The sequence below is a fragment of the Massilia sp. R2A-15 genome, assembly GCF_030704305.1.
Classification (GTDB): Bacteria; Pseudomonadota; Gammaproteobacteria; order Burkholderiales; family Burkholderiaceae_D; genus JAFCUW01.
Window position 1 is genome coordinate 1,253,274 of the sequence record NZ_CP131935.1, and the last position, 17,801, is coordinate 1,271,074.

17 protein-coding genes are annotated in these 17,801 nt (G+C 63.4%); 15 read left to right on the top strand and 2 right to left on the bottom strand.

The window, feature by feature from the left end; genetic code table 11:
* Window positions 1-125 precede the first annotated feature (125 nt).
* From pstS to Q4S45_RS05785, 9 genes are all read left to right on the top strand, one after another.
* A complete protein-coding gene (gene pstS, locus Q4S45_RS05745) occupies window positions 126-1,160 on the top strand; it encodes a phosphate ABC transporter substrate-binding protein PstS (protein WP_374046098.1) in 1,035 nt (344 codons plus the stop codon).
* 200 nt (window positions 1,161-1,360) lie between these two features.
* Window positions 1,361-2,305, top strand: a complete 945-nt coding sequence (gene pstC, locus Q4S45_RS05750) for a phosphate ABC transporter permease subunit PstC (RefSeq protein WP_305512058.1) — start codon at window positions 1,361-1,363, stop codon at window positions 2,303-2,305.
* On the top strand, window positions 2,302-3,162 hold the full coding sequence (gene pstA / locus Q4S45_RS05755; RefSeq protein WP_305509994.1) for a phosphate ABC transporter permease PstA: 861 nt from the start codon (window positions 2,302-2,304) through the stop codon (window positions 3,160-3,162). Before pstC ends, pstA begins: the two co-directional genes overlap by 4 nt.
* A 10-nt stretch (window positions 3,163-3,172) precedes the next feature.
* Window positions 3,173-3,934, top strand: coding sequence for a phosphate ABC transporter ATP-binding protein PstB (gene pstB, locus Q4S45_RS05760; RefSeq protein WP_305509996.1), 762 nt, complete (start codon window positions 3,173-3,175; stop codon window positions 3,932-3,934).
* Between the two features lie 27 nt (window positions 3,935-3,961).
* The gene (phoU, locus tag Q4S45_RS05765) at window positions 3,962-4,660 is read left to right on the top strand and encodes a phosphate signaling complex protein PhoU (protein ID WP_305509998.1); all 699 of its coding nucleotides are present in this window, start codon (window positions 3,962-3,964) and stop codon (window positions 4,658-4,660) included.
* A gap of 6 nt (window positions 4,661-4,666) precedes the next feature.
* Window positions 4,667-5,356, top strand: a complete 690-nt coding sequence (locus Q4S45_RS05770) for a response regulator (protein WP_305510000.1) — start codon at window positions 4,667-4,669, stop codon at window positions 5,354-5,356.
* Between the two features lie 4 nt (window positions 5,357-5,360).
* Entirely contained in the window at window positions 5,361-6,641 is a 1,281-nt protein-coding gene (gene phoR, locus Q4S45_RS05775) for a phosphate regulon sensor histidine kinase PhoR (protein ID WP_305510002.1), read from the top strand.
* A gap of 139 nt (window positions 6,642-6,780) precedes the next feature.
* Complete coding sequence (locus Q4S45_RS05780; protein ID WP_305510004.1) at window positions 6,781-7,701, top strand: patatin-like phospholipase family protein; 921 nt, start codon at window positions 6,781-6,783, stop codon at window positions 7,699-7,701.
* A 24-nt stretch (window positions 7,702-7,725) separates the two neighbouring features.
* Window positions 7,726-8,133, top strand: a complete 408-nt coding sequence (locus Q4S45_RS05785; RefSeq protein WP_305510006.1) for a heme-binding protein — start codon at window positions 7,726-7,728, stop codon at window positions 8,131-8,133.
* Between the two features lie 96 nt (window positions 8,134-8,229).
* Here Q4S45_RS05785 and Q4S45_RS05790 read toward each other — a convergent pair whose 3' ends face one another.
* Window positions 8,230-8,673, bottom strand: a complete 444-nt coding sequence (locus tag Q4S45_RS05790) for a hypothetical protein (RefSeq protein ID WP_305510008.1) — start codon at window positions 8,671-8,673, stop codon at window positions 8,230-8,232.
* Between the two features lie 242 nt (window positions 8,674-8,915).
* On the opposite strand from Q4S45_RS05790, the gene carA reads away from it, so the two are divergent.
* The 4 genes from carA to Q4S45_RS05810 all read left to right on the top strand — a co-directional run bounded on the left by carA (window position 8,916) and on the right by Q4S45_RS05810 (window position 14,319).
* A complete protein-coding gene (gene carA / locus Q4S45_RS05795; RefSeq protein ID WP_305510012.1) occupies window positions 8,916-10,079 on the top strand; it encodes a glutamine-hydrolyzing carbamoyl-phosphate synthase small subunit in 1,164 nt (387 codons plus the stop codon).
* A 1-nt stretch (window position 10,080) separates the two neighbouring features.
* On the top strand, window positions 10,081-13,311 hold the full coding sequence (carB, locus tag Q4S45_RS05800) for a carbamoyl-phosphate synthase large subunit (RefSeq protein ID WP_305510014.1): 3,231 nt from the start codon (window positions 10,081-10,083) through the stop codon (window positions 13,309-13,311).
* A 103-nt stretch (window positions 13,312-13,414) separates the two neighbouring features.
* A complete protein-coding gene (gene greA, locus Q4S45_RS05805) occupies window positions 13,415-13,894 on the top strand; it encodes a transcription elongation factor GreA (RefSeq protein WP_305510016.1) in 480 nt (159 codons plus the stop codon).
* Window positions 13,894-14,319, top strand: a complete 426-nt coding sequence (locus tag Q4S45_RS05810; RefSeq protein ID WP_305510018.1) for a DUF4149 domain-containing protein — start codon at window positions 13,894-13,896, stop codon at window positions 14,317-14,319. Before greA ends, Q4S45_RS05810 begins: the two co-directional genes overlap by 1 nt.
* Window positions 14,320-14,491: 172 nt before the next feature.
* Here the strand turns inward: Q4S45_RS05810 and yhbY are convergent, their stop codons facing one another.
* Window positions 14,492-14,962, bottom strand: coding sequence for a ribosome assembly RNA-binding protein YhbY (gene yhbY, locus Q4S45_RS05815; RefSeq protein WP_305510020.1), 471 nt, complete (start codon window positions 14,960-14,962; stop codon window positions 14,492-14,494).
* A gap of 41 nt (window positions 14,963-15,003) precedes the next feature.
* Here yhbY and Q4S45_RS05820 point away from each other — a divergent pair, with 41 nt between their 5' ends.
* Complete coding sequence (locus tag Q4S45_RS05820) at window positions 15,004-15,690, top strand: RlmE family RNA methyltransferase (protein WP_305510022.1); 687 nt, start codon at window positions 15,004-15,006, stop codon at window positions 15,688-15,690.
* A gap of 190 nt (window positions 15,691-15,880) precedes the next feature.
* A complete protein-coding gene (ftsH, locus tag Q4S45_RS05825) occupies window positions 15,881-17,767 on the top strand; it encodes an ATP-dependent zinc metalloprotease FtsH (protein WP_305510025.1) in 1,887 nt (628 codons plus the stop codon).
* Window positions 17,768-17,801 lie beyond the last annotated feature (34 nt).

The following is a 17,801-nucleotide window of genomic DNA, read 5'->3' on the forward strand; positions in this document are numbered from 1 at the left end:
GTATCATGCAGCGGAATTCCAGAATATTTCCACGATTCTCGGCATGTCATAAACGTGTCATATTTGGCGGATAGACTGCGCAGCATTCACCCGCCGCACCTCTTTCAAAAGGATCTGATATGCGCATGAAATTGCTGTTCGCTTCGATGTTGATCGGTACTTCCGCAATCCTGACGAACGCCGCCATGGCCGCCGACATGACCGGCGCCGGCGCCACCTTCCCATACCCGATCTACGCCAAGTGGGCGGAGATGTACAAGAAATCGACCGGCAACGGCCTGAACTACCAGTCGGTCGGCTCGGGCGCGGGCATCAAGCAGATCAAGGCGAAGACGGTCGACTTCGGCGCCTCCGACATGCCTTTGAAGGCGGAAGAGCTGGACGCGGCCGGCCTGGTGCAGTTCCCGGCCATCATGGGCGGCGTGGTCACCATCGTCAACCTCGACGGCGTCACGCCCGGCATGCTGAAGCTGACCGGTCCGGTCATCGCCGACATCTACCTCGGCAAGATCACCAAGTGGAATGCGCCTGAAATCGCCGCGCTGAACCCTGGCGTGAAAATCCCGGCCGAAGACATCACCGTGGTGCACCGCGCCGACGGCTCGGGCACCTCCTTCCTGTTCACCGACTACCTGTCGAAAACCAACGCCGACTTCAAGAGCAAGATCGGCGCCGGCACCGCGGTGAAGTGGGTGATCGGCGTGGGCGGCAAGGGCAACGAAGGCGTCGCCGCCAACGTCCAGCGCATCAAGGGCGCGATCGGCTACGTCGAGTGGGCCTACGCCAAGAAGAACAAGATGGCGCACACCCAGCTGAAGAATAAGGACGGCGTGTTCCTGCAGCCCGATGACGACAACTTCAAGGCCGCCGCCGCCAACGCCGACTGGGCCAAGACCCCGGGCTTCGGCGTGGTGCTGACCGACCAGGCCGGCAAGGCAGCATGGCCGATCACTGGCGCGTCGTACATCCTGATGCACAAGTCGCAGGCCGACGCGGCCAAGGGCAAGGAAGTGCTGAAGTTCTTCGACTGGGCCTACAAGAACGGCGGCGCCGCCGCGGCCGAGCTGGACTACGTGCCGATGCCGGCCAGCGTGACCAAGCTGGTCGAGGACGGCTGGAAAGCCACCCTCAAGGACGCTTCGGGCAAGGCGATTTGGTAACTGAAGTAACGTGTCGTACCTGCGGAGGCAGGTACCCATACTGAGCGTGCGGAACTATTTGGCATATTCAGCATGGGTACCTGCCTTCGCAGGTACGACAAGCCTGTGCAATCAACCAAGTAAAGATTCAAATGAGTGCAAACCCACCTGCGGCCCTGGCCGACGTGCAGGACCCTGACGCGGCGGAGCGCCACGCAGTGATGCATTCCACGATGCGCAAGCAGCGCTTCCAGGATTTCCTTTTCCATAAAGTGACGATGCTGTTCGCCGCATCGGTGCTGCTCGTCCTGGTCGGCATCATCGTGTCGCTGATCATCGGCGCCATTCCGGCCTTCCGCGAATTCGGCCCCGGCTTCATCACCAACATCGAGTGGGACCCGGTCAACGACCAGTACGGTGCGCTGATCGCCATCACCGGCACCCTGGTCACGTCCTTCATCGCCTTGCTGATCGCGTTTCCGGTCAGCTTCGGCATCGCACTGTTCCTCACCGAGATCTGCCCGGTCTGGCTGCGCCGCCCGATGGGCACCGCGGTCGAGCTGCTGGCCGGCGTGCCGTCGATCATCTACGGCATGTGGGGCCTGTTCGTGTTCGCGCCCATGTTCGGCGACTACGTGCAGCCATTTCTGAAGCACACGCTGGGCGCCTTGCCCATCATCGGCAAGCTGTTTTCCGGCCCGACCATGGGCATCGGCATCCTGACGGCCGGCCTGATCCTGGCCGTGATGATCATCCCCTTCATTTCCTCGGTGATGCGCGACGTGTTCGAGATCGTGCCGGCGGTGCTGAAGGAGTCGGCATACGGCCTCGGCTGCACCAAGTGGGAAGTGGTGCGCAAGGTGGTGCTGCCTTACACCAAGACCGGCGTGGTCGGCGGCGTGATGCTGGGCCTGGGCCGCGCGCTGGGCGAGACCATGGCCGTCACTTTTGTCATCGGCAACGCCAACACGCTGTCGTGGTCGCTGTTCTCGGCCGGTAACTCGATCTCCTCGACCCTGGCCAACGAATTTGCCGAGGCGGCCAACCCGCTGCACGTGTCGTCGCTGTTCGCGCTGGCGCTGATCCTCTTCGCCATCACCTTTATCGTTTTGTCCGCGGCCAAGCTGATGCTGCTCGGAATGTCCCGCAAGGAGGGCGTCAAGTGACCGCCGATGCTCGCAACCCCGTTTATCGCAAGCGCCTGTGGCGCCACCGCGCCGGCATCGCGCTGTCGGTGCTGGCCATGTCGATCGGCCTGGCCGCGCTGGCCTGGATCCTCGGCACCTTGCTGGTCAAGGGCTTCGGCGGCCTGCACGCGTCGATCTTTACCCAGGACACCCCGGCGCCGGGCGGCGACGGCGGCGGCCTGCGCAACGCCATCGTCGGTTCGCTGATGATGGTCGGCCTGTCGACCGCGATCAGCACCCCGATCGGCATCCTGGCCGGCGTCTACCTGGCCGAATACGGCGAGCGCAACAAATTTGCCCAGGTGACACGCTTCGTCACCGACATCATGCTGTCGGCGCCGTCGATCGTCATCGGCCTGTTCGTCTACGCGCTGTACGTGGCCCACGCTAAGCATTTTTCCGGGTACGCCGGCACCATCGCGCTGTCGCTGATTGCCGTGCCGGTGGTCGTGCGCACCACCGACAACATGCTGCGCCTGGTGCCCAACAGCCTGCTCGAAGCCGCCTTCGCGCTGGGCGCCCCGCGCTGGAAGGTGGCGACCATGGTGCGCCTGCGCGCCGTGAAGGCCGGCGTGATCACCGGCGTGCTGCTGGCGCTGGCCCGCATTTCGGGCGAAACCGCGCCGCTGCTGTTCACCGCGCTCAACAACCAGTTCTTCAGCGCCGACATGAACGCGCCGCTGGCCAACCTGCCGGTGGTGATCTACAGCTTCGCCATGAGCCCGTACGACAACTGGCGCAACCTGGCCTGGGGCGGCGCGCTCGTCGTCACCTTCAGCGTGCTGTTGCTCAACATCCTGTCGCGCACCGTGTTCAGCCAGAAAACACCGAAATGAAAGTCCTGAAATGACCCGCAACAAGACCATCGAAATCTCCGGCCTGAATTTCTTCTACGGGAAAACCCAGAGCCTGACCAACGTGAATCTCGACATCCACGAGAAGCAGGTGACGGCCTTCATCGGCCCGTCCGGCTGCGGCAAATCGACCCTGCTGCGCACCCTGAACCGCATGTACGACCTGTATCCCGGCCAGCGCGCCGAAGGGCAGATCATGTACCGCGGCCAGAACATCCTCGAGCCCGGCCAGGACGTCAACATGCTGCGCGCCAAGGTCGGCATGGTGTTCCAGAAGCCGACCCCGTTCCCGATGTCGATCTACGACAACATCGCGTTCGGCGTGCGCCTGTACGAAGACCTGTCGAAGGGCGAGATGGACGAGCGCGTCGAGTGGGCGCTGAACAAGGCGGCGCTGTGGGGCGAGGTCAAGGACAAGCTGGGCAAGAGCGGCCTGTCGCTGTCGGGCGGCCAGCAGCAGCGCCTGTGCATCGCGCGCGGCGTGGCGGTCAAGCCGGATGTGCTGCTGCTCGATGAGCCGACCTCGGCGCTCGACCCGATCTCGACGGCCAAGGTGGAGGAGCTGATCAGCGAGCTGAAGCAGGACTACACGATCGCCATCGTTACCCACAACATGCAACAGGCGGCGCGTTGTTCGGATTACACTGCGTACATGTACCTGGGAGAACTGGTGGAATTCGGCGAGACCGACCAGCTGTTCATGAATCCCGCGCGCAAAGAGACGCAGGACTATATTACCGGCCGTTTCGGCTGACCAAAACGAAGAAGACGGAGAGAAGCAATGATAGGCGAGCATTCATCCAAACAATACGACCACGAACTGGAGGCGATCCGCTCCAAGGTACTGCTGATGGGCGGCATTGTGGAAACCCAGTTCACCGACGCGATGAATTGTTTCCGCGTCGGCGACCTGGAGCAGTCCGACCGTGTGATCGCCCAAGACGACGCCGTCAACCAGCTGGAAGTGTCGCTCGACGACGCCTGCAGCCACCTGATCGTGCGCCGCCAGCCGGCCGCCAACGACCTGCGCACCGTGATGGCGACCATCAAGGTGATCACCGACCTCGAGCGCATCGGCGACGAGGCGGCCAAGATCGCGCGCATGTCGAAGAACCTGCACAGCCGCGGCGTGGTGGGCGTGAACCACTACGAGACGGTGCGTTCGATCGCCACCGCGACCTCGGAGATGCTGCATGACGCGCTCGATTCGTTTGCCCGTCTTGATGGCAAACAGGCAATGGCGCTGATCGCCCAGGACGCCGTCGTGGACCACGAGTTCCGCACCATCATGCGCAACCTGATCACCTTCATGATGGAAGACCCGCGCACGATTTCGTCGGCGCTGGACACGCTGTGGGTGGCCAAGGCGATCGAGCGCATTGGCGACCATGCCAAGAACATCGCCGAGTATGTGATCTACGTGGTCGAAGGCAAGGACATCCGCCATACCAAGCCGGCGGCCCAGGTCGGTGAGCAGTAAGCGCCGATGGCCAGCGATAAAACCACGGTCCTCATCGTTGAAGACGAACCGGCGATCATCGAGCTGGTGACGTTCTCGCTGCGAGAGGCGGGCTGGGACGTGTGCGCCGTGCAGAGCGTGGCCGAAGCGTGGGATTTCCTGATGAAGCGCACGCCGAACCTGGTACTGCTCGACTGGATGCTGCCCGACCAGACTGGCCTGCGCCTGCTGGCGCGCATCCGCGCCGACCGCAACTTCCAGAAGATCCCGGTGATCATGCTGACCGCAAAGAGCATGGAGGAAGACAAGATCGCCGGCCTCAATCACGGCGCCGACGACTACGTCACCAAGCCGTTCTCGCCGCGCGAACTGCTGGCGCGCGCCAAGGCGCTGCTGCGCCGCAACGCGCCCGAGCTGGCCCAGGCGCCGCTGACGGTCGGCCCGCTCACGCTCGACCCGGCCAGCAACAGCGTCTCCGTCGGCGGCGAACGCATCGACATCGGCCAGGCCGAGTACAAGCTGCTCAAGTTCCTGATGGCCCATCCGGAGCGGGTGTTCTCGCGCGGCCAGCTGCTCGACAAGGTGTGGGGTAACCATGCCGAGATCGAGGAGCGCACCGTGGACGTCCATGTGCTGCGGCTGCGCAAGGCGCTCAAGTCGGCTGACGGGCTGGTCAAGACCGTACGCAGCGTCGGCTACATGCTGTCGGAAAAGTGAGCCGATGAATCCAAAACTGACCTTTTGGGTGCCGGCCGCGTTGCGCCTGGCGATTTTGATGGTGGTCGCCGGCCTGTGCTGGTGGATCTCCGGCCCGGTAGCCGGACTGTCGGTGGCGGTGCTGCTGCTGATCGCCCAGCTGTACATCCAGCTGTCCTACCTGAGCCAGCTGAGCGCGTGGCTGGACGATTTCAACAGCGCCAAGCTGCCGGACGGGTGGGGCGCCTGGACCGACGTGTTCTCGCGCCTGTACCGGCTGCGCCGTGACGACGAGCGCAGCCAGGCGGAGCTGACCGAATGGCTGGCGCGCTTCCGCCAGGCGATGCACCTTCTGCCGGACGGCGTGGCGATCATGGACGACGTGCTGTTTCTGGAATGGTGCAATCCGGCCGCCGAACGGCACCTGGGGCTCACGCTCGAGCGCGACAAGGGCATGCGGGTGACCAACCTGGTGCGCCATCCAGATTTCATCGACTACATCGTGCTGGGGCGCTACGAGCAGCCGCTGACGCTGTCGCTGCGCGACCGCAAGCTGATCGTGCAGGTGATCCCGTTCGAAAACCGGCGCCAGATCCTGGTGACGCACGACGCCACCGAAAGCGTGCGCATCGAGGAGATGCGGCGCGACTTCATCGCCAACGCCTCGCACGAGCTGCGCACGCCGCTGACGGTGATCGTCGGCTTCCTCGAGATCGCATCGAGCACGCCCGACCTCGACTCGGCCAGCCGCCAGGCGCACCTCAAGCTGATGACGGAGCAGGGCCGGCGCATGCAACGCCTGATCGAAGACATGCTGACCTTGTCGCGGCTGGAGTCGGTCGACTATCCGCTGCGGCCCGAGCCGGTCGATGTGGGCGCCGTGATCGAGGAGGTGCTGGAAGAGGCGCGTGCGCTGTCGGGCGGCAGGCACGAAGTCACGGCGACCATCGACGGGCCTGATATCGTCGGCAGCGCGGAGGAACTGCGCAGCGCGTTTGGCAACCTGGCGTCGAACGCGGTGCGCTACACGCCGGAGGGCGGCAAGGTCCACTTGGCCTGGAAGCAGGGCGCGGACGGGCCGCAGTTCACGGTCAGCGACACCGGCATCGGCATCGACCAGGTCCACATTGCGCGGCTGACCGAGCGTTTCTACCGCGTCGACAAGAGCCGCTCGCGCGAGACGCAGGGGACGGGGCTGGGGCTGGCGATCGTCAAGCACGTGCTGCTGCGGCATCACGCGACGCTGTCGATCACGTCGAAGCCGGGCGAGGGTAGCTGCTTTACGGTGACGTTTCCGAAACGCTGAACTTGTCGCCGCAGTGTGGGCAGCCGTCGCGTCAATGCTGGCGCCGGCGTCAACCCCGGGGTCAGGTTCGGCGGACCTGACCCCATCCTTGCGGCGAACACGTTACAATCGCAGCCTCATCCAAATTGAATACCCGCATATGACTTCACGTCGTCTTTCCCTGATCGCGCTCGGCGCCTTGCTGCTGGCCGGCTGCGGCGGCAAGCAGGTGGTTCCCACCGCACCACTTGCCGTGACTCCGCCGCCGGTCGCCGCCACGCCGACTCCGCGCAAAATCAAGATCGGCCTGGCACTCGGCGGCGGCGCCGCGCGCGGCTTCGCCCACATCGGCGTCATCAAGGCCCTCGAAGCCCAGGGCATCTACCCGGACGTGATCGTCGGCACCAGCGCCGGCAGCGTCGTCGGCGCGCTGTACGCGGCCGGCAACAACGGATTCGCCCTGCAGCGCGTGGCGATGGACATGGACGAAGCGACCATTTCCGACTGGGCGCTGCCGCTGTTCGCCAAGGTCTCCGGCGTGCTCAAAGGCGAGGCGCTGCAAAATTACGTCAACAAGGCCGTGCACAACGTGCCGATGGAAAAGCTGAAGATCCCGTTCGGCGCCGTCGCGACCGACCTCAACAGCGGCCAGCCGATCCTGTTCCAGCGTGGCAACACCGGACAGGCGGTGCGCGCCTCGTCGTCGGTGCCGAGCGTGTTCCAGCCGGTCAAGATCGGCAACCACACCTACGTCGATGGCGGCCTGGTGGCGCCGGTGCCGGTGCGCTTCGCGCGCGAGATGGGCGCCGACTTCATCATCGCCGTCAATATCTCGACCCAGACCGACGCGCAGGCGACGCTCAGCTCGCTCGAAGTGCTGATGCAGACCTTCAGCATCATGGGCCAGCGCCTGAACCATTACGAGCTGAAGGACGCCGACATCGTCATCGCGCCTAGCCTGGGCACCATGGGCGGCGGCGATTTCCAGGCGCGCAACCTGGCGATTCTCGCGGGCGAGCAGGCCGCGGCCGCCGTCATGCCACAGATCAAGGCCAAGCTCAAGGCCAAGCAGAACCTGTAACACTCAAACTCAAAGGATAACAAGATGAAAACCAAACCGATGTTGACGCTGGAAGACGTGAAGAAGATCGCCGCCGCCGCCGAGGCCGAAGCGGCCGCCAATAACTGGGCGGTCGTGATTTCGATCGTCGACGACGGCGGCCACCTGATGTGGCTGCAGCGCCTGGACGGCGTTGCGCCGATCTCGTCGTATATCGCTCCGGCCAAGGCGCGGACGGCCGCGATGGGCAAGCGCGAGTCGAAGATCTACGAAGACATCATCAACAATGGCCGCACGTCGTTCCTGTCGGCGCCGCACATCGACGGCATGCTCGAGGGCGGCGTGCCGATCGTGGTCGAAGGCCAGGTGGTGGGTGCGGTCGGCGTGTCCGGCGTGAAGTCGCCCGAAGATGCGCAGATTGCCAAGGCCGGCATCGCCGCGCTCGGGCTGTAAGTCTGTCGCTCCTGGGCTCGGCGTCCCCCTTGGCAGGAGCCTATGCCGACTCGGCTCAGCCTCAGCATGGGTTCCTGCCTGCGCAGGAACGACGAGTTAACGGCCGGCGTGAATCTCGGCCGATTCCGGCATCGAATCGGCCGCATCGCTGCGCTGCAGCCACTGCGCCAGCAGCTCCATATCCCGCACCAGGATCTCGCCACCTTCGATGAAGCCGACCTGTAACAGGTTGCTGGCGTCGCAGGAGAGCTTGTTGGTGGTCGGCGCCCGCTCGACCATCCGCCCGTAGGCCTTGAACACCTTGCTCTGCCACTGGTGCAGACCGGGATCGCGAAACCGGTTGTTCTCGAAATACACCGTGACGGTGCCGTCGGCATTGCCGAAGCCCACCATGCCCGAGCCGTTGTTGACGGCCGCCGACACCACCGCCGTCGCCTCCGGATGCGGCACGAATATCGCCGCCCGTCCGCCCGGGTTCGGCCTGTCCATCGGCGTATCGCGTCCAAACGTCTGCATCGCCTGTCCCCCTTGTAGTTTCATTTGAGAATTGCCTGACCGCGCCCGAAAACCCGCTTACCCGGCGTGGATAAAGTGCCGTCGCCGATTGCCGACCGGGACGGTTTGCGCTATAATTCGGAGGTTTAGCCATTCACACCCATACCGTAGCGACTACCCACCATCCCATCATTCAAAAGACTTCCATCCCGGCGCGAAACTGGCCCGGCAATCATGGTCGTCGGTCTGACGTGGCGCAGCTACGGTAACTTTATCAGGAGTTACCCTTGCCGCCATTTTTTTCGGGCCCTTCTGTTCCAGCCATCCTGGCCTTAGCCGACGGAACAATCTTTAAAGGTATTTCGATAGGCGCAGCCGGCCACACCACCGGCGAGGTCGTGTTCAACACCGCCATGACCGGCTATCAGGAAATCCTCACCGACCCCAGCTACTCGCGTCAGATCGTCACGCTGACGTACCCGCACGTGGGCAATTACGGCATCAATCCGGAAGACGTGGAGGCCGCCAAGATCCATGCCGCCGGCCTGATCATTCGCGACCTGCCGCTGCTGCCATCGAACTTCCGCTCCACCCAGACCCTGTCGGACTACCTGAAGGCCGAAGGCGTCGTCGCCATCGCCGGCATCGACACCCGCAAGCTGACCCGCATCCTGCGCGAGAAGGGCGCCCAGTCCGGCGCCATCCTCACCGGCGTGCAGGGCAATGAGCCGTCCGTCGCCCAGGCGCTCGAGCTGGCGCGTTCCTTCCCGGGCCTGACCGGCATGGACCTGGCCAAGGTCGTCTCGACCAAGGCCCCGTACGAGTGGACCGAGTCCGAATGGGCGCTGGGCAAGGGCTACGGCGCCCAGACCGCACCGAAATACCACGTCGTCGCCTTCGACTACGGCGTCAAGCGCAACATCCTGCGCATGCTGGCCGAGCGCGGCTGCAAGATCACCGTGCTGCCGGCCCAGGCCACCGCGGCCGACGCGCTGGCGCTGAACCCGGACGGCATCTTCCTGGCCAACGGCCCGGGCGACCCGGCCGCCTGCGACTACGCTGTCGCCGCGACGCGCGAACTGATCGAAGCGGGCATCCCGACCTTCGGCATCTGCCTCGGCCACCAGATCATGGCGCTCGCTTCCGGCGCGAAGACGCTGAAGATGAAGTTCGGCCACCACGGCGCCAACCACCCGGTGCAGGACCTCGATTCGAAGAAGGTGATGATCACCTCGCAGAACCACGGCTTCGCGGTCGATGCCGCGACCCTGCCGGCCAACTGCCGCGTGACCCACGTATCGTTGTTCGACGGTTCGCTGCAGGGCTTCGCCCGCACCGACAAGCCGGCGTTCTGCTTCCAGGGCCACCCTGAGGCTTCGCCCGGGCCGACCGACGTCGCCTACCTGTTTGACCGCTTCATCAACCTGATGCAAGCCGCGGAGAAGAAATAATATGCCAAAACGTAGTGACATCAAAAGCATCCTGATCATTGGCGCCGGCCCGATCATCATCGGCCAGGCGTGCGAGTTCGACTATTCCGGCGCCCAGGCCTGCAAGGCGCTGCGCGAAGAGGGCTACAAGGTCATCCTCGTCAACAGCAACCCGGCCACCATCATGACCGACCCGGAAATGGCGGACGTGACCTACATCGAGCCGATCACCTGGAAGGTCGTCGAGCGCATCATCGCCAAGGAGCGTCCCGACGCGATCCTGCCGACCATGGGCGGCCAGACCGCGCTCAACTGCGCGCTCGACCTGCACAACCAGGGCGTGCTGGCCAAGTACAACGTGGAGCTGATCGGCGCGACGCCGGAGGCGATCGACAAGGCCGAGGACCGTTCCAAGTTCAAGGAAGCGATGACCAAGATTGGTCTCGGCTCGGCGCGCTCCGGCGTGGCTCATTCGATGGAAGAATCGTGGGCGGTGCAGCGCGAGCTGGGCTTCCCGACCATCATCCGTCCGTCGTTCACCATGGGCGGCACGGGCGGCGGCATCGCCTACAACGAAGAAGAGTTCGAGGCCATCTGCAAGCGCGGCCTCGAAGCGTCGCCGACCACCGAACTGCTGATCGAAGAATCGCTGATCGGCTGGAAGGAATACGAGATGGAAGTTGTGCGCGACAAGGCGGACAACTGCATCATCATCTGCTCGATCGAAAACCTCGACCCGATGGGCGTGCACACCGGCGACTCGATCACCGTGGCGCCGGCGCAGACGCTGACCGACAAGGAATACCAGATCATGCGCAACGCGAGTCTCGCGGTGCTGCGCGAGATCGGCGTGGACACCGGCGGCTCCAACGTGCAGTTCTCGATCAACCCGGCCGACGGCCGCATGATCGTTATCGAGATGAACCCGCGCGTGTCGCGTTCGTCCGCGCTGGCCTCCAAAGCGACCGGCTTCCCGATTGCGAAGATCGCCGCCAAGCTGGCGGTCGGCTTCACGCTCGACGAGCTGCGCAACGAGATCACCGGCGGCGCGACCCCGGCCTCGTTCGAGCCGGCGATCGACTACGTGGTCACCAAGATCCCGCGCTTCACGTTCGAAAAATTCCCGGCCGCCGACCAGCACCTGACCACCCAGATGAAATCGGTGGGCGAGGTGATGGCGATCGGCCGCACCTTCCAGGAGTCGTTCCAGAAGGCGCTGCGCGGCCTGGAAGTGGGCGTCGATGGCCTGAACGAGAAGACCCGCGACCGCGAGAAGATCGAAGAAGAACTCGGCGAACCGGGTCCCGACCGCATCTGGTACGTGGGCGACGCCTTCGCCCAGGGCTTCACGCTGGAAGAAGTGCATCAGCTGACCCGCATCGACCCGTGGTTCCTGGTGCAGATCAAGGAGATCGTCGACATCGAGCTGTGGCTGGACCACCAGAAGATCGAGTCGCTCGACAAGGCGATGCTCTACAAGCTCAAGCAAAAAGGCTTCTCGGACCGCCGCCTGGCCTTCCTGCTGCACGTGACCGACACCGAAGTGCGCGAGCGCCGCCATGCGATGGGCATCCGCCCGGTGTACAAGCGCGTCGACACCTGCGCGGCCGAATTCTCGACCGACACGGCGTACATGTATTCGACCTACGACGAAGAGTGCGAGAGCAATCCGACCGACAAGAAGAAGATCATGGTGCTGGGCGGCGGTCCTAACCGCATCGGCCAGGGCATCGAATTCGACTACTGCTGCGTGCACGCGGCCCTCGCCATGCGCGAAGACGGCTACGAGACCATCATGGTCAACTGCAATCCGGAGACCGTCTCGACCGACTACGATACCTCCGACCGCCTGTACTTCGAATCGCTGACGCTGGAAGACGTGCTGGAAATCGTCGCGCTGGAAAAGCCGGTCGGCGTGATCGTGCAGTACGGCGGCCAGACGCCGCTGAAGCTTGCGCTCGACCTGGAGAAGAACGGCGTGCCGATCATCGGCACTTCGCCGGACATGATCGACGCGGCCGAAGACCGCGAGCGCTTCCAGCAGCTGCTGAAGTCGCTGGGCCTGCGCCAGCCGCCAAACCGCACCGCGCGCACCGAAGCCGAGGCGCTGGAGCTGGCGTCCGAAATCGGCTACCCGCTGGTGGTGCGTCCATCGTACGTGCTGGGCGGACGCGCGATGGAAATCGTCCACGAGCAGCGCGACCTCGAGCGCTACATGCGCGAAGCGGTCAAGGTGTCGAACGATTCGCCGGTGCTGCTCGACCGCTTCCTCAACGACGCCATCGAGTGCGACGTCGACTGCATCTCCGACGGCGAGACCACCTTCATCGGCGGCGTGATGGAGCACATCGAGCAGGCCGGCGTGCACTCGGGCGACTCGGCGTGCTCGCTGCCGCCGTACTCGCTGTCGCAGGAGACCATCGATGAAATGAAGCGCCAGACCTCGCTGATGGCCAAGGGCCTGAACGTGGTCGGCCTGATGAACGTGCAGTTCGCGATCCAGAAGCAGGAAGTCGACGGCAAGATGGTCGATACCGTGTTCGTGCTGGAAGTGAATCCGCGCGCCTCGCGTACCGTGCCGTTCGTGTCGAAAGCGACCGGCCTGCAGCTGGCCAAGATCGCCGCGCGCTGCATGGTCGGGCAGACGCTGGCGCAGCAAGGCATCACAAAGGAAGTCATCCCGCCTTACTTCTGCGTCAAGGAAGCCGTGTTCCCGTTCGTGAAATTCCCGGGCGTGGACACCATTCTCGGACCGGAAATGAAGTCGACGGGCGAGGTGATGGGCGTGGGCATGACCTTCGGCGAAGCCTTTGTGAAGTCGCAGCTGGGCGCCGGCATCAAGCTGCCCGAGTCGGGCAAGGTGTTCCTGTCGGTGAAGGCGTCCGACAAGCCGCGCACGGTGGCGGTGGCGCGCGACCTGGTCACGCTGGGCTTCCAGCTGGTGGCGACCAAGGGCACGGCGGCGGTGATCGCCGCGGCCGGGATCCCGGTGCAGGCGGTGAACAAGGTGCTCGAAGGCCGGCCGCACGTGGTCGACATGATCAAGAACCACGAGATCAGCCTGGTCGTCAACACGGTCGAAGAAAAGCGCAGCGCGATCGTCGATTCGCGGGCGATCCGTACGTCGGCACTGGCGGCGCGCGTTGTCACCTACACCACGATCGCCGGCGCCGAAGCGGCAGTCGAAGGCATGCATCATCTCGACGAGTTGCGTGTGTACGATTTACAAGGCCTGCATAAAACCTTAAACTAAGCAGCAAGCAGTACCTCTCGACCACAGAGTTTGCGCGATGTGCAATCGCGTGCCTCTGTGGTTTTCACTTGGTACGACCAATAATCAGAGTAGAAGTGACACTATGAACACAACCGTTCCACTGACCAAATTCGGCGCAGAGCTCCTGAAGGAAGAACTGCACCAGTTGAAAACCAAAGAACGCCGCATTGTGATCGACGCGATTGCCGAAGCGCGTTCGCACGGCGACCTGTCGGAAAACGCCGAGTACGACGCCGCCAAGGAGCGCCAGGCGTTTGTCGAAGGCCGCATCGCCGAACTCGAAGGAAAGCTGTCGGCCGCCCAGATCATCGATCCGTCGGCGCTGGACGCCGAAGGCCGCGTGGTGTTCGCCTCGACGGTGGACCTGGAAGACCTGGAGAATGGTCAGAAGGTCACGTATCAAATCGTCGGCATCGATGAAGCCGACCTCAAACTGTCGAAGGTATCGGTGACCTCGCCGATCGCCCGCGCGCTGATCGGCAAGTACGCCGGCGACGTGGTGGAAGTGCAGGCGCCGTCCGGCCCGCGCGAATACGAAATACTCGAAGTCAAATACATCTGATGCTCGCTAGCCGCGCGCGCCTGCTGGTTGCCAGCCTGTGGGCCGGCAGCCTGTGGACGATCGGCTACGTGGTGGCGCCGACGCTGTTTGCGACCCTGCACGACAACGTGCTGGTCGGGACCATCGTCGGATCGCTGCTGCGGACGGAGTTCATGCTGACCATCCCGTGCGCGGGACTGCTGCAAGTGCTCCTGAAACTCTCTCCGCCGGAGAACAAGCGCACCATCAACGTGCTGATAGGCGCGATGATGCTGTGCGGCGCGGCGATTTTCCTTGGCTTTCAGCCGATGATGGCGCAGGTGAAGGCGCAGGCCGGTGCGGCGGGGCTTGCGGAGACCAATTTCGGCCTGCTGCATGGCTTGTCGCAGCTGGTGTACCTGGTCGAGAGCGTGCTGGCGGGCGTGTTGCTGGTGAAGCTGCGCTAACGCTTTCCGGCTTGTCGTTCCTGCGAAGGCAGGAACCCATACCGCGCTTGATTTGTGCAGGTGTTACCTGTCCATCTGGCTCAGTATAGGATCCTGCCTTCGCAGGAACGACAGGCATGAAAAAGGGGTCAGGTCCACTGGACCCGACCCCGATCTTGTCGGCGGCGCCTGATTATTTACCGAGGCCGCTTTTCTTCTGACTGGTCTGGCGCGGCTTGGCGCGCTTGATCGTACCGCCTTCGGTGACACGTTCATTCCCCTTGATCATGACCTTGGTGACGCTAGGGCGCTTGGTGCCACTGGCGCTGGCCTTGACGATGGTGACTTCGCGCATGCCCTTGCCGGCCTTGCTGCTGCGTTCCTTGACCGTTTCGACTTTCGGACGGTACAGCACCAGCAGCTTGCCGATATGCTGGACCGGCTGGGCCTTGAGGGTGTCGCAGATGTTTTCGTACATTTCGACGCGGGCGTCGCGGTCGTCGCCGGCCACGCGCACCTTGATCAGGCCGTGCGAGTCCAGGCTGGCCGAGATTTCCTTCATGACCGACTCGGTCAGGCCGGATTCGCCGATCATCACGACTGGCTTCAGCGCATGGGCTTCGGCGCGCAGTTCGCTGCGCTCGGCGGGTGTAAGTTTTTGCATAATATTTTAGTTAAATCCCTTAAAAGCAGTATTCTACGCGAATGAAGAAGAAAAAATTAAACAAGAACTGGTTGCATGACCATATTAATGACCCTTACGTCAAACTGGCGCAAAAAGAGGGTTACCGCGCACGCGCGGCTTTCAAACTCAAGGAAATCGACGAAAGCGAAAAACTGATCAAAGCCGGCCAGGTCATCGTCGACCTAGGCAGCACCCCGGGCAGCTGGAGCCAGTACGTGCGGCGCAAGCTGTCGGGCAAGGAGGGCGGCGGCATCCACGGCACCATGATCGGCCTCGACATGCTGCCGATGGAGCCCATCGCCGACGTCCACTTCATCCTGGGCGACTTCCGCGAAAACCGCGTGCTGCGCGAACTCGACGTGATCCTGGAAGGCCGCAAGGTCGACGTGGTGCTGTCGGACATGGCGCCCAACCTGTCGGGCATTCCGACCGCCGACGCCGCGCGCATGGAGCATCTTATCGATTTGGCAATTGAGTTTTCTCAACTCCACCTGAAACCAAGTGGGGCATTGTTGGTAAAGTGCTTCAAGGATATGGGTTTCAGCCAGATCGTCGAGAAGTTCCGCGCCGAGTTCAAGGTCGTCAAGCAGGTCAAGCCGAAGGCCAGCCGCGACAAGTCGTCCGAGATTTTCCTGCTTGGACGCGGCCCGAAAAACCCGGGCGCGCGCATTGACGAGGAAGAAGGCGAATCGTCCCTTGATATTTAAGACTGGCGACCGCACATGAGCCGGGTACAGGTCCCAGGGCCGGCGCAAGTGGCCGGTTAATGCCGACGAGTAGTAATTTCAGTGGTTTTTTGGGCAAGGCGCGGGGCTTGCGTGGCATCCCCTGCGTATTGCGAGTAAAATCGGCATTCTAAATTCGGCACAAGATGCACGCAGCATCGAAGGAGTTTTCGTGAATAATATGTTTTCCAAATCCGCCATCTGGGTGGTCGTCGCACTGCTGTTGTTCATGCTGTTCAAGCAGTTCGACAATCACAGCGTCGCTGGCGGCAGCAAGGCCATTGCTTATTCCGAGCTGCTCGATGCCGTCAAAGGCCATCGCGTCAAGGATCTCGTGATCGAAGGCACCAACATTTCCGCCACGCTCACCGACGACAGCAAGGTGCGCTCGACCGCCACCGGCCTCGACAAGGGCCTGGTCAGCGACCTGGTCAACAATGGCGTTCACTTCGACATCAAACCGCCTGAGGAGCCTGGTTTCCTGCAGCAGGTATTCATTTCGTGGTTCCCGATGCTGCTGCTGATCGGCGTCTGGGTATTCTTCATGCGCCAGATGCAGGGCGGCGGCAAGGGCGGCGCGTTCTCCTTCGGCAAGTCGAAGGCGCGCATGATGGACGAAACCAACAACACCGTCACCTTCGCCGACGTCGCCGGCTGCGACGAAGCGAAGGAAGAAGTCAACGAGATCGTCGACTTCCTGAAAGACCCGACCAAATTCCAGAAGCTGGGCGGCCGCATTCCGCGCGGCGTGCTGATGGTCGGCCCTCCGGGCACCGGTAAAACGCTGCTGGCGCGCGCCATCGCCGGCGAAGCCAAGGTGCCGTTCTTCTCGATTTCCGGCTCCGACTTCGTTGAAATGTTCGTCGGCGTGGGCGCGTCGCGCGTGCGCGACATGTTCGAAAACGCCAAGAAGCACTCGCCGTGCATCATCTTCATCGACGAGATCGACGCGGTCGGCCGCCATCGCGGCGCCGGCATGGGCGGCGGTAACGACGAGCGCGAGCAGACGCTGAACCAGCTGCTGGTCGAGATGGACGGCTTCGAAGCGAGCTCCGGCGTGATCGTCGTCGCCGCGACCAACCGTGCCGACGTGCTCGACAAGGCGCTGCTGCGTCCGGGCCGTTTCGACCGTCAGGTGATGGTCGGACTGCCGGACATCCGCGGCCGCGAGCAGATCCTCAACGTGCACATGCGCAAAGTGCCGATCGGCACCGACGTCAAGGCCGACATCCTGGCGCGCGGCACCCCGGGCTTCTCGGGCGCCGACTTGGCCAACCTGGTCAACGAGGCCGCGCTGTTTGCGGCACGGCGCAGCAAGCGCCTGGTCGAGATGATCGATTTCGAGGACGCCAAGGACAAGATCTACATGGGACCGGAGCGCAAGTCGATGGTCATGCGCGAGGAAGAGCGCCGCAACACGGCCTACCACGAGTCGGGCCACGCGGTGATCGCCAAGCTGTTGCCGAAGGCCGACCCGGTGCACAAGGTCACGATCATGCCGCGCGGCTATGCGCTGGGCCTGACCTGGCAGCTGCCTGAGCACGATTCGCTGTCCGGCTACAAGGACAAGATGCTCGAGGAAATCTCGATCCTGTTTGGCGGGCGCATTGCCGAAGAGATTTTCGTCGGCCAGATGTCGACCGGCGCCTCGAACGACTTCGCCCGCGCGACCAAGCTGGCGCGCTCGATGGTGACGCGCTTCGGCATGAGCGACAGCATGGGCGTGATGGTGTACGAAGACAGCGAAAACGAAGGCTTCTTCGGCGGCGCCACCAAGACCATTTCCGAGGCGACCCAGCAAAAGGTCGATTCCGAGATCCGCAGCATCCTCGACACGCAGTACGCCTTGGCGCGCCGCCTGCTCGAAGAGAACCGCGACAAGGTCGAAGCGATGACGCGCGCGCTGCTCGACTGGGAAACCATCGACGCCGAGCAGATCAACGACATCATGGCGGGGCACGAGCCGCGCCAGTCGGCGACGAGCAACCTGACCAAGCGCAACCCTCCGGGCGACAGCGGCTCGGGCGGCGTGTCGCCGAACGCGACGGCGCCCGCTTGACCGGTCAGCGCGCTTCCAAAAAGGCATCCCGCAG

Bases quoted from the DNA above. Each gene is read 5' to 3' on its own strand.
- pstS (WP_374046098.1), top strand. From the start codon at position 126: ATGAAATTGCTGTTCGCTTCGATGTTGATCGGTACTTCCGCAATCCTG.
- pstC (WP_305512058.1), top strand. From the start codon at position 1,361: ATGCATTCCACGATGCGCAAGCAGCGCTTCCAGGATTTCCTTTTCCAT.
- pstB (WP_305509996.1), top strand. From the start codon at position 3,173: ATGACCCGCAACAAGACCATCGAAATCTCCGGCCTGAATTTCTTCTAC.
- phoU (WP_305509998.1), top strand. From the start codon at position 3,962: ATGATAGGCGAGCATTCATCCAAACAATACGACCACGAACTGGAGGCG.
- Q4S45_RS05770 (WP_305510000.1), top strand. From the start codon at position 4,667: ATGGCCAGCGATAAAACCACGGTCCTCATCGTTGAAGACGAACCGGCG.
- phoR (WP_305510002.1), top strand. From the start codon at position 5,361: ATGAATCCAAAACTGACCTTTTGGGTGCCGGCCGCGTTGCGCCTGGCG.
- Q4S45_RS05780 (WP_305510004.1), top strand. From the start codon at position 6,781: ATGACTTCACGTCGTCTTTCCCTGATCGCGCTCGGCGCCTTGCTGCTG.
- Q4S45_RS05785 (WP_305510006.1), top strand. From the start codon at position 7,726: ATGAAAACCAAACCGATGTTGACGCTGGAAGACGTGAAGAAGATCGCC.
- Q4S45_RS05790 (WP_305510008.1), bottom strand. From the start codon at position 8,673: ATGAAACTACAAGGGGGACAGGCGATGCAGACGTTTGGACGCGATACG.
- carB (WP_305510014.1), top strand. From the start codon at position 10,081: ATGCCAAAACGTAGTGACATCAAAAGCATCCTGATCATTGGCGCCGGC.
- greA (WP_305510016.1), top strand. From the start codon at position 13,415: ATGAACACAACCGTTCCACTGACCAAATTCGGCGCAGAGCTCCTGAAG.
- Q4S45_RS05810 (WP_305510018.1), top strand. From the start codon at position 13,894: ATGCTCGCTAGCCGCGCGCGCCTGCTGGTTGCCAGCCTGTGGGCCGGC.
- yhbY (WP_305510020.1), bottom strand. From the start codon at position 14,962: ATGCAAAAACTTACACCCGCCGAGCGCAGCGAACTGCGCGCCGAAGCC.
- Q4S45_RS05820 (WP_305510022.1), top strand. From the start codon at position 15,004: ATGAAGAAGAAAAAATTAAACAAGAACTGGTTGCATGACCATATTAAT.